The 11,229-nt window shown below is 59.7% G+C and carries 8 protein-coding genes; 2 read left to right on the top strand and 6 right to left on the bottom strand.

What is annotated here, in order from left to right; genetic code table 11:
• Positions 1 to 429: 429 nt before the first annotated feature.
• The 5 genes from X751_RS135405 to X751_RS135420 form a co-directional block, all read right to left on the bottom strand.
• Positions 430 to 1,434 carry an ABC transporter substrate-binding protein gene (locus X751_RS135405; RefSeq protein WP_084013687.1) on the bottom strand — a complete coding sequence of 335 codons (1,005 nt, stop codon included), beginning with the start codon at positions 1,432 to 1,434 and terminating at the stop codon, positions 430 to 432.
• A complete protein-coding gene (locus tag X751_RS135410) occupies positions 1,431 to 4,277 on the bottom strand; it encodes an MFS transporter (protein ID WP_084558361.1) in 2,847 nt (948 codons plus the stop codon). The genes X751_RS135405 and X751_RS135410 overlap by 4 nt, the downstream gene beginning before the upstream one ends.
• A gap of 720 nt (positions 4,278 to 4,997) precedes the next feature.
• On the bottom strand, positions 4,998 to 6,014 hold the full coding sequence (locus X751_RS135415) for a nitronate monooxygenase (RefSeq protein WP_023746415.1): 1,017 nt from the start codon (positions 6,012 to 6,014) through the stop codon (positions 4,998 to 5,000).
• A 180-nt stretch (positions 6,015 to 6,194) separates the two neighbouring features.
• Positions 6,195 to 7,007, bottom strand: coding sequence for a hypothetical protein (locus tag X751_RS0134800; protein WP_023699229.1), 813 nt, complete (start codon positions 7,005 to 7,007; stop codon positions 6,195 to 6,197).
• 559 nt (positions 7,008 to 7,566) lie between these two features.
• A complete protein-coding gene (locus tag X751_RS135420) occupies positions 7,567 to 8,607 on the bottom strand; it encodes a LacI family DNA-binding transcriptional regulator (protein WP_023751121.1) in 1,041 nt (346 codons plus the stop codon).
• A 181-nt stretch (positions 8,608 to 8,788) separates the two neighbouring features.
• On the opposite strand from X751_RS135420, the gene X751_RS135425 reads away from it, so the two are divergent.
• Positions 8,789 to 9,118 carry a hypothetical protein gene (locus tag X751_RS135425; RefSeq protein ID WP_023699226.1) on the top strand — a complete coding sequence of 110 codons (330 nt, stop codon included), beginning with the start codon at positions 8,789 to 8,791 and terminating at the stop codon, positions 9,116 to 9,118.
• Positions 9,119 to 9,152: 34 nt separating this feature from the next.
• Positions 9,153 to 9,539, top strand: coding sequence for a hypothetical protein (locus tag X751_RS135430; protein ID WP_023699225.1), 387 nt, complete (start codon positions 9,153 to 9,155; stop codon positions 9,537 to 9,539).
• A 263-nt stretch (positions 9,540 to 9,802) separates the two neighbouring features.
• On the opposite strand, the gene X751_RS135435 is transcribed toward X751_RS135430, so the two are convergent.
• Positions 9,803 to 11,209 carry an FAD-binding oxidoreductase gene (locus tag X751_RS135435; RefSeq protein ID WP_023699224.1) on the bottom strand — a complete coding sequence of 469 codons (1,407 nt, stop codon included), beginning with the start codon at positions 11,207 to 11,209 and terminating at the stop codon, positions 9,803 to 9,805.
• Between the last annotated feature and the right edge of the window lie 20 nt (positions 11,210 to 11,229).

Genomic DNA, 11,229 nt, shown 5'->3' with positions numbered 1-11,229 from the left:
CCTCATCCTCGCCCATGAGCGTGCTGTAGCCGACCACGTCGGCAGCAAGGATCGCGGTAAGCCTTCGCTCCATGTGCGGTTGTCCTGCCTCCCTAGCTCAAAGCTTCGCTGAGCGTATTCGACTGGCGTTTCGAATGCGAGCATGCTTGGCCTACTGGACAGCGATAATGCAACCACGTCGTTTTGAAGACATTGCCCTCATGGCTTAGCCTTGTGCGAAACCGGATGTTGCCGCATGGCTGATGTGGGTCGAGATCGGCCTCTGTCGTTCTTAACTGACCACAAGCGGACTTACTGGTCCCGGCCCCAAGGCTGCCGGACCGCAATGCGCCTCACCTCGGTCATTAAAGTTAACTGTGTCACTGCCTTTAAGCGGACATTGCCGGCGACCACGCTGGGCGTCGCGGGTGCGGCGATAGTCGCTTCGCGTCACTCCACCTTCTCAACGAATTGCAGGAACTCGACAGGTGGAAACAAGTTGAGTTTCTTAGCGACCTTCATGTTAACCACATAGGCGAACTTCTCCATGGCGACGACAGGCATGTCGCCAGGCTTGGCACCCTCCGCCAGGATCTTGGCCACCTGCTCGCCGGCCAGCTTGCCGACGTCGTAGTCGCGGGCGGCCACCGACATCAGCGCCCGGGATTCGCTGACCAGATGCTCATAGGGGCTGAGCACCGGTAGACCATTTGCCACGGCAGCATCGGTGAAGACGTCCGCATTCTTTTCAAGGAAGGTGCTCGAGCCCAAGTAGACGAATTGCACGCCGGCCGCCTTCAGCTGAGCGACAGCCTGGGGGAGCTTGGCTGGATCCGGAGTTCCATCGGCAAGCGCCGGCAGTGGCAATGCGTCGAATTTGAACTTCATCTTTTCCGACAAAGCTGTCAGTTCCTCCGTCTTTTTCACCGAGTTGGGCTCACTACGGTCGAACAGGAGGCCGAGATGATCGAAGCTCGGCAGGTAGCGCTTGATGCTCTTAATGTTGACGCTTTCGGGAACTCGGTTTCGGGTACCGGTCACATTGGCGCGGCCAGTCTTTTCGTAGCTTTCGATGATACCCGCACCGATCGGATCGGCTACCACGGTGAACACCACGGGGATGTCATTGAGAAGATCGCTGTTCTGCTGGTCTTTCAACGTGCCGACCATGCCTAGAGTAGTCTTGGTGCCCCAGGTGACCACCACGTCAGCCTTGCGGTCGCGTGCATCCTTGACAAAGTCGGGCAGCTTGCTCTTGTCCTGTGCCGCATCGTCGACGACGAAACTGACATCAATTTTCTTTTCTTCAAGCGAGTCCTTGAGGCCCTTGCAGACATCCTCGCAGCCCAGCCACGTTATCATCACAACGGTCTTCTCCGCCGCCTCGACCCGAGGCGGAAGAACGAGGCAAGAAGCTAGCGCGGCCCCGGCCAACATAGGGTATGTCAATTTCATGCTTTCCTCCCTGCGATGATCGGCAAGCTGTGGCTTGCCACGTGGTAGATGAGATACGAGCCAACCCCGGCCAGCACCAAGATGGCGATGAAGCCCATTGCGGCGGAATAGCCAAAACTGCCAGCGACGCCGGCGATCGCGACGAGGCCCACAACGCTGCCAATTCGGTCCATGACCCTGACAGCGCCAAGGACCCTTTCCGAACCGATATGGGCCAGCCTTCCTTCCGCAAGTTCCATCACCGTGGCCGTCTGCGGCCCGCTCACCAGGCCGTAGCCAAGGCCGGTGCCGATTGCGGCAACGACCATTGTCCAGCCGTTGGTAACTGCCGCTGCTGCGAGCAGCGTCACTCCGCCAAGCAATGCTCCGGCGACAGTGATGCCCACTGCCGAGATCCTGCCGGCAGGCAGTCGCCCATACAGTGACCCTGACAGGATCACCATCAGAAAGTAGATCATCATCAGGCGTCCGGTATCGGCCGTGGAGGCGCCCAACGCGTTCATCTGCAGCGACAGGAGATAGGAGATGAAGACCTGATCGAGGATCGTTTGGGGCAAGATAATGCCAAACAGCAGGGTCGCGAACTGGCCATCAGCAATTGTTCCAAGCAACTGCCGCAGCTTAGAGCGGCCGCCCTGCTCGGTGAGCGCCGAAACGTGGGTGGGGCCAGGGAGCATGCGCAAGATCATCGCTGCGGAGATAACGATCAAGACGGCACAAACCAGAAATACGCTGCGCTCGCCCAGACGGTCGGCAACCACGCCCCCCAGTGCCGTTCCAGCATAGAAGCCGCCAAACATCGCTACGTGGAACAGCCCTAGCGCTTGGGCCCGCTGTTCCTTTGGGGCAGCGTCGATCACGTAGTCCTGGCAAGAGAGTGAAGCAAAAGCATAGCCAATGCCGCTGAACACACAGAAAAAGATAATTTCGAGCACATTGGTGGAAATGAAGAACCCAAAATTCGAGAGGGCCGCTGGGATGGAAGCAAACACGAACAGGTTGCGGTGCCCGAAGCGTTTCGCGAGCGGACGCGCATAGGGCGAACCGAAGACAATGGCTGTGAGATAGGCGGCGAGCGGCAAACTGATAACGATGCCTGGGTTGAGCCAAGTCAGCGGATTGTCGGCATCCCGGACATAAAGCGAAAAGAACGACAGTGGAAATGAGTCAGCCGCGGCGATGAGGAAAAGCGGAAGTCGCACATCGCCTAGACTGCAAAATCTCATGATGAGCGGCCGGCCAGCCGGTATAATGAAGTCCGGTTCCAGTTGCACGGCACGGGTGCCCTTGGGTAGCTCCTGGGCGGCTGCCATCATTGCCGCAAGCCGCTCAGCACGCAAGGAAAGGGCTTGGCCCAGCCTATCGACGGCGCTAATCCCGCTCACGAGGATGCGGTGGGAGAAATCGCCGGCCGCCTGAAGCTTCAGGATGTAGTCGAGGCGGGTCAACGGTCCGGTTAGCGAGTGATTGGTCATCAAGGAGACCAGTTCAACCGCCAACAGGATTGTCACCAGCGTCACCACCAGGAGGTCGAGAATGAGATCGCGGAATTCACGCGAAAGGTATCCCGCGTTCTTGATTACGACGACATTGGCCACCAGCTTGTTGTCGACGACGATCGGCACGACGGTCCCTGCCTGTAGCATCACCGACGTCGTGGTGGGCGGGCGGGTGCCCATCTCCAAAATGGGTCGGTTGGTGACCAGCGCGAAGTAGGAAATTTCTGGAAAGTCACGAAGCAGGGACGAGAAGAATTCGCGTCCACCGACCATCATATCGAGTGGCACACCCGCCTTAAGCGTGCGGGCAATAGCATCATTGGCAATGCTGCCAATAAGCCTCGTGCGCTTGTCGAGTTCGGGAGCAAAGGAGTCATCGATGCTGCGGTAGGCGACAGTGCCGAGCGATACGGTGATCCCCAGCACCAGGACGGCTATGAGCGCCGTAAGCCGTCGCGACACCGTTACAGCCATGGGGCTATCGGGAACCGAGATGACGTCGGCATCCTGTGGCCCCGCAGGTGGAGCTTCCGCGCGCTCTGCCCCAATAAGCGCAGCAAGTTTTGTAGTTGCCAAACGGTATTTTGCGGTGCCCGCGGCGAGCGTCGCTCGAAAATCGGCAAAGTCGCCGGCAGTCAAAGTGCTGTCGTCTTCGGCATGGCTGGCGATGTCGTCGAGGGTGTGGATGGCCGGACGCAGACGATAGCGCAATGCGGCGTAAGCTAGGGTCGAGAATCCGGTCAGAAGCGCCAGCGCCGACAGCCAAATTTGCGAACTGATAAGGCGATTGTGGGTCCGCAATTCGTTCATCGGGTAGATAACTGCCAATGCAGCGGCCCGCTCGTCGTTCTCGTCCTTTATGGTGGCACCGCTGATCAGCGCGGTCGCAGTCTCAAGACCCCACTGGCTGTTGGAGCCCTCTTCCATTGCGCGACCCATTTGGCGCGCGCTAAATGGAACAGCAGCATCCGGAACAGAAAGGATAACTCNGCCCTCTTCCATTGCGCGACCCATTTGGCGCGCGCTAAATGGAACAGCAGCATCCGGAACAGAAAGGATAACTCCGCCGGCTGCATCAAGCAGAACAATGTTGGAAATCGTGGGATCGGTCTGCCAAGCCCGGTTCAGCAGCTCTTGGGCATTGCGCACCGTCGCCACCGTGAGACCAAGTTCCGAGACTGACCGGAAGGGGGCGGCGGTTGCCGCTGCAATGACCGAAAGTCGTTGCCGCACAAGCTGCGAATACACCGCCTCGTTTTGTAGCTTAACCAGCACCGCTAAGATAGTAACCACAATTGCCAGAACAACCGTCAACGCTAGCCATACGCGCACCAGAAATGTCATTTGTGCCCCTGCCGTTATCGCGGCCCTATGGCTGTTAACTATCCCTCGATTACTTCGTCGTGATGTCGTCTTGCTCGCTTTCGAGGCGGCGGGGATCGCCTCCAGGATTACTACTAGATGTTTGCCAGCTCGGCGCCCACGCGCCAGCGATCAAATTTGAAATCGGCCTGATCCCCAAGCTAGTTAACCATTAGCACGCCCTCCATTAGGAAGACAGCGGAGGGCTGGTTGCAAACCAGGGACCTCGGCCCCCGTTCCGGAAGCAAATGTCCGCATTGGTTCGATACTGTTGAAAAAGTCCGCGTCGCGGCTAACTACGGCATTTGCGTACCGTGGCGTTCCGAAAAGACCCCACAAGTGAATCCTGATTCCATGCAAGGCGTCAGGGTGGAACGGGATTCTATTATCGGTGGTGACTTCGCGGTGCGTCGGACTCTTCAACACAATCGGTCAGTTCACGTCGATGCATGGGGAGCGCCTGAACGTCCGCTTCTCACATTCCAGGCCTCGAAGCCGCAAGTCCGCAGTCGGCCCAAGGCTGCCGGACCGCAATGCGCCTCACGTCGGCCATTGAAGTGTCCTTGGTCGTCTCCCGAAAGCAGACATTCGGCTCAGGTGGAATTGTGTCCGCGTTCCCTGTTGCCGACCTTCGCGAGGGATACGCCTTCCGTCGGGCAATGGGCAGGCGGGCGATCGCACGCCATGGTCGAAGCCGACCACTCAGTTCTCGCCTGTCGTTCCCAACCGGGCTAGGACCGACTGCGCTTCAGCAGCGATTTCGCGAACTATCTCCGCGGCCGGCTGAATTTTCTTAACCAGCCCGACTCCCTGGCCAGCCCACATTGGCAAAGCGTCGATGTCACCCTCCACGTCGATGACCGGCGCCACCGGTGCGTAGCGCTTGATGTTGCCCCTTGAAGCTGAAACCGCGACAATGGCACCCTCACCGGGCCGTTGTCCAACTGGTGGTCGCCCGGCAACCTCCCATGCTGCCACTGTCTTGTTGCGCAGCACACGCGTGGGCGCATCTTTCCAAGGGCCGCCATCAAAAAGGTTCTCGAGATAGATTGTGTCTGTTTCCGACGCGGCCAGCAGCCGTTCGCGGTAGCGGGCGTGGAAGTTGGCCTCGGCGCTGGCGATAAACCGGGTGCCGATCCAAACACCAGCGGCGCCAAGGGCGAGTGCAGCGGCCATCCCCCGGCCGTCAGCGATCCCGCCCGCCGCAACCACCGGAACAGGCGCGACCGCATCCACCACGGTCGGAACCAAGGCCATAGTCGCGACCGTTCCCCAGACGTGGCCGCCAGCCTCCCAGCCTTGCGCAACGACCACATCGACCCCGCAATCGACGGCCATCCGTGCCTCATCGGCCGATCGAACTGTCTGCATCACTACCGCACCGCTCGCCTTGGCCCGTGGAGCCAGTTCCGACGGATCCCCCCAGAACATAGAGATAATCCGGACACCTTCCTCGAGGCAGGCATCGAGGCGAACGTCAGGATCCAAATCCAGTCGCAGATTGACGGCAAATGGCTTTGTGGTGAGCGACTTCATTTCCCGCACACGGGTCCGCAGCACTCCGAGCTCAGCAAGCCAAAGGGCTATCGTCCCGAGCCCGCCGGCCTCACTAACGGCGGCCGCTAGGGGCGGCCCCGCCGGTGCGCCTAAAGGGGCAATGATCGGCGCGAGGACGATAGGCACCTCGATGCCGAGCAGATCGCAGAGTGGCGTTCTCATAGTTCATTTCCTGCAGGGTTAATCTGTAGCGCTTCGGTGGGGCGGCAGGACGTTCGCAGAACTTCCGTGTTGCGGCACAAGGCTTTCCGACTTCGTTTACTTCACTATTCCATCTTGTGGTTTTTGGTCGCAGCACGCGGTCCTCCGCCTAACGGCCACTCGGCCTCTGCGCGTCGCTGGCTAAGTTAGCCGAACCTGGATGTCTGCAAAGTGAGCGCCCTTGACGCTGGCCCTCCACAGTTCGCTAGACACGGCGGGCAGCGCTTGCGTTAGCGTGCCTGTCGTGACGACTTCACCCGCGTGTAGTGGCTCGCCGTCGTAAAGTGCGAGTTGTCGCACAAGATACCCCAGCGCCTTGATCGGGCTGCCGAGGACCTGAGCACCGCCTCCCGTCGCGTGCGCCCCCGCCGCTTCTGAAAGTGTGACCGAAAACGATTCAAGCTCGTCGGCCCAATGTTTTCGAGTTTCGCCGATTGGGTATCGCGCGCCTAGCAGCAGTGCGACATGCACACCGGTCGCTGCCGCATCGGATACCTTGAATCGCCAATCCGGGAAGATCGAGGTGCAGATCTCAAAGTCAAGGGCGGCCCATTCGATGCAATGCAGAAGATCGATATCCTCCATACTCGGATCGGGTGCTTCACACAGCCCAAGTGCGACCTCAGTCTCCATGCGGACGTTTCGCCAAGCACCGAGTGGAAAGGTGCTTCCCGACTTCAAGTCGATAGTTGATGCGTCATAGAGATAATTCCAAATCGGCCCCGAAATGCCGTAGCCAGCCCATGCGGCAGCGTTGGTGAAGCCAATCTTCCGGCCGATAACGCGCTCACCCCGAGCCTCCCGTCGGCGTCGGATATCGTTGACGATCCGATAGGAATCCTCAAGGCCAAATCCAGGAAATCGCTCAGAGAAAGGCGGCACCTCACGGGGTGCGGTCATTGTATCGAACACCTCATCAGCAATCTTGGCCAATGTCTCGTCGGATACACCCATGTGGCTACTGTGCACTCATTTCGATCTAGCGACAACCATCATGCGATACCGGCCTTGACTGGGAACACTGAACGTCTGTTGTCAGTGGCACACTAGTGGCGCATTGCTGACCGGCACGAACCAAATGGAAGACGGATGCCCAAGGTCAAAGGTGAGAGCGCTCTCGACAAGGAGCGCGCCAAAACAGAGAAGCTCCTCAAAAAGGTTGGATACACAGCCTTGAAGGAGGCGGGTGTGGTGTCCAAGCGACCCGACCTCCCAAATCTAAAGATTGAAAAGCGAGGGAATTAGCGCGCCACTCGCGTACTGACCCGCAAACCTAAGCAGGGGCCATTCTCATTTTGAGGAGTCGTCTGCAAATTGGGTTTCACGACGGTGCGCGAAGATCAGAGTTGACGAGTGAACCGGCTACTTTCAGATTCAAAACCGCCGGACAGCAATGCGCCTCATCTCGGCCGTTGCAGCCACCTTTGATACCTTTTGAAAGCAGACTTTGACGGCGACCACGCTGGAGTTCGCAGTGCGCACTGTGCGTCACGACGAGTATGAGGTGACCGGCCTAACCGCGTGGTCGGGCGGTCGAGCCGCGGACCAAGAGTTCGACCGGTATGATCACCTGGCTCGGGGCGCCGTTTGCAAACACCGTCGTGGCGGCAAGTCTCCCCTTCCCGACAATGTCTTGAGCCACTGTCGTGAGCGGGGGCGTGGTGCGCGAAGACTCCGCAGTGCCATCGAAGCCGACGACAGACATGTGTTCGGGTATCTTGATATTGCGCCGACGCGCTTCGTCCAGGACGGTGATTGCCTGCCAGTCCGACATAGTCAAGATCGCCGTTGCCTGCGGAACCTGGTCGAATACGACCGCTCCGGCCGAAGGCTCACCTGGGGTCGTCTCTATGATCGGGACATTGTCGATTGACAGACCGAGCTCAGCCAAACCCTGTGCGAAGCCGAAAAGTCTCTCCTGATCGAGTTGAAAACCGGCAGAGATAGCGCGCGGGGAATTGCCAGGCAAATGGACGATGGGTGACCCCGATGTGCGCCGAATGGAAAGGATTGCAAAACGCCGATGTCCAAGAGCAGCCAGATGCCTGATGGCCGCCAGCGCCCCGCTCCTGCCGTCTATCCGGATAGAATTCACGTCCGGACCGGCATCGCTCTCGAGGATGACGAAGGGAAGCCGCCGGCGCCGTAAAGACGCGATCAACTCGATGTCCGCGCTGTGGCCCAGAATGAAGCCGTCAACCAAGGCCTCTCGAATGGTGGAGGTGCGTGTCTCGTCCGTACCATTGACCAAACTCAATGTCGCTCCAGCCTCGTCACAAGCAAGCGAAACGCCAAGCACCAGCTCGCGCAGATATGGGCTCCTGATCATATCGGCAATGGCGTATGCGCCCGGGGGGATCAGGCCTATGGCGTTGAACTTGCCGTCGCGCAGCACGCGTCCCCTCGGGTCGGGGCCATCATAACCAAGCTGACGCGCCGCGGTCTCGACGCGCTGGCGCAGATCGGATCGCACCAGATCCGGATGGTTGAATACGTTGGAGACGGTGCCGCGGGAGACTCCAGCGAGCCGGCCGACATCGGCGAGCGTAGGCATTTTAGAAGCGTTCATTTCCCTCAGTTAGACAATTTCTTGGAGCGCTCCAAGTTTTTTCTTGACGCTAGGTCCAAAATGTTGGAACTTGCACTTGGAGCGCTCCAAAAATTGAAAGTAGCAGTTCGGCATCTGTGCCGAGCATCGGCCAAGCTGATTTCGAAAATCATCAAGGAGGATTAGGATGGCTACGACCAATGGTGCTCCGACCTCGCTCGTCGGAAAGACTTTTGATTGCTCATTCGGACAGTTCGTACCGAGGTTGACGGTCCTGTCGCCGACCGAATTGCGGGTGCAGGCGACGATCGGCGCTACCGAGATCGACGAGGTGGTTCAGAGCAATCTGACCGGCGTTCGACCCGGACTTTTCATCATGAGTTGGACCGAGCAAGGCGGCAACTTCGTCGTGCAGGTTCAAGATCACGAGAACCAGATCGTTCATAACTATGCGCGACTGGCGGACGGGCAGCAGTTCTGCGCCCAAGGCACAATTCAACCAGTGACGACGGCGTGAGGGCCGCCTGTCTATCTGAGAGGAGAATTACGCCATGACTACCAAGGTGATCGACCAGACCGATCCTACGCAGTGGGATCCAAAGCTTGACGCCGTTATCGCGGCTCCCGGAAACCATAAGGTGTTGTTTGAGAATGACCGGCTACGTGTGCTTGAGGTAATCCTCAAGCCCGACGAGGAAGAGCCGACACATCACCACCGCTGGCCTTCAGTATTCGTGTTCGATGAGGTGGAAGGCCCTATCCACGACTTCGCGCCGGATGGAACCATGATGCCGCCCAATCGAGATGTCATCCAGGCGGTTCAGGCATGGGACGGTCAAGGCTGTCTCGTGGTGCATATGGCCCCCCAACCAGCGGGTCGCGTGCTCAACGCTTCGAGCAAGACCCTGCATGGTATCCGTGTCGAGATGAAGTCATAAAGCAGACGTGATCCTGGCCACCGGAACTCGCGCACGCTGAACGTCCACTTCTGACGGATTGAAGCCTTAAAGCTGCCAGTTGGCTTGCGGTCCCCAAGGTTGCCCGACAGCTTTGCGCTTCATCTCAGCCGTTGCGGACAGATTTGCCACTGATTGAAAGCGGGCATCGCGGCGACCACGCTGGTCGTCGCTCGCGACTCAGCGCGATCAAAGCTCCCACGGCGAGACGAGGGTCGCACCGTACACCCGATTTTGATTGTGCGTCAGCGCATTGGCAGGATGTTCTGGTTGAGGCGGAACAGATTGTCCGGATCGTATCTGTGCTTGATCTTGGCGAGCCGCGCGTAAGCCTCAGCGCCGAAGGCGTCGCGGACGAGATCCGATCCTTCGCCATGGCCGGGGAAGTTCAGATAGAGGCGGCCGGTCGAGTAGCGCTGCATGTCCTGCCAGAAGCTGCGAACCCAGCCGATGTTCGCATCGTCCTCGTCAGCGCCTGGCCAGATGGCGTCGAGGCTGAGCATGAAGGGCATGGAGCGGTCGCCGAAGGCAGTCTCATCGGCTGCAACGCGCTGGACGAAACCGCCGAACTTCCAGATCGAGGCGAAGGTCATTTCGGAGGGGCGCTTCGCCATCCAAGCAGTGGTCTCCCCGACGACCTCGTCGTCGAGGCGCGAGAGGTAAGTGGATTTCCAGTAGCAGCGGTCGCGGCCTTTCGGGAACAGCCCGTCATAGAGCGACTGGATGGTGCGATATGGCATGCGGCCGCTGAAATCGACGAGCGGTTCCCCAAAACTCCGCAACGGCGCCACGACCCGTTCGCCCTCGTCGGCCGGTCCGTCATAAACATGCGCGAGCGCCAGGACGCGCCGGCCCCTTGCATGCTCGGGAATCGAGGGGTCGTCGGGCAGGGTGGAGAACTCGGCCAGGCCGCTCAGGCGGTCGGGTGCGGTCTGCATGAAGTCGCGCCAGAGCGGAATGATCTCGTTGGCGTGCTCCTCGGGATAGGCCGGACCGCATAACATCAGCTCCGGTTCGATCGGGTGCAGCTTGAACTCGAAGCTCGTCACCACGCCGAAATTGCCGCCGCCGCCGCGTAGCGCCCAGAAGAGATCCGGGTTCTGCGTCGCGTCGGCATGGATGAGCCGGCCATCGGCGGTCACCAGATCGGCGGCCAGCAGATTATCGACGCTGAGGCCGTGGCTGCCGCGCAGCCAGCCGATGCCACCGGAAAGCGTCAGGCCGGCAACGCCCGTCGCGGAGATGAGACCGCCCGGCGTGGCGCGGCCAAGCGGGGTGGTGGCCGCATCGACATCGGCCCAGGTCGCGCCGCCCTCGACGAGGGCACGGTCGAGGCCGGACGCGACCCGCACGCCCTTCATCAGCGACATGTCGATCATCAGGCCGCCTTCGCAGACTGCGTAGCCTGCAACATTGTGGCCACCCGAGCGGATCGCGATCGCTAACCGATGCTCGCGCCCGAAATTCACCGACGCCACGACATCGGCAGCACTCCGGCAGCGCGCGATGAGGGCGGGACGGCGGTCGATCATGCCGTTCCAAACGACCCGCGTCGCGTCATAGGACAGGTTCGACGGCTCCAGCACCTCGCCGCACAAGATGGAACGGAAGCTATCGATGCTCGATTGTGCAAGGGTAGCGGTGGCGGCCATGTGGCAGTCTCCTCGTTTCA

Source organism: Mesorhizobium sp. LNJC394B00 (assembly GCF_000502555.1).
Classification (GTDB): Bacteria; Pseudomonadota; Alphaproteobacteria; order Rhizobiales; family Rhizobiaceae; genus Mesorhizobium.
Note: the sequence above shows the minus strand (reverse complement) of the source record. Positions and strands in the feature narration are given on the sequence as shown.

Excerpts from the sequence above, each read along its gene's own strand:
- X751_RS135405 (WP_084013687.1), bottom strand. The coding sequence starts at position 1,434 with ATGAAATTGACATACCCTATGTTGGCCGGGGCCGCGCTAGCTTCTTGC.
- X751_RS135415 (WP_023746415.1), bottom strand. The coding sequence starts at position 6,014 with ATGAGAACGCCACTCTGCGATCTGCTCGGCATCGAGGTGCCTATCGTC.
- X751_RS0134800 (WP_023699229.1), bottom strand. The coding sequence starts at position 7,007 with ATGGGTGTATCCGACGAGACATTGGCCAAGATTGCTGATGAGGTGTTC.
- X751_RS135420 (WP_023751121.1), bottom strand. The coding sequence starts at position 8,607 with ATGCCTACGCTCGCCGATGTCGGCCGGCTCGCTGGAGTCTCCCGCGGC.
- X751_RS135425 (WP_023699226.1), top strand. The coding sequence starts at position 8,789 with ATGGCTACGACCAATGGTGCTCCGACCTCGCTCGTCGGAAAGACTTTT.
- X751_RS135430 (WP_023699225.1), top strand. The coding sequence starts at position 9,153 with ATGACTACCAAGGTGATCGACCAGACCGATCCTACGCAGTGGGATCCA.
- X751_RS135435 (WP_023699224.1), bottom strand. The coding sequence starts at position 11,209 with ATGGCCGCCACCGCTACCCTTGCACAATCGAGCATCGATAGCTTCCGT.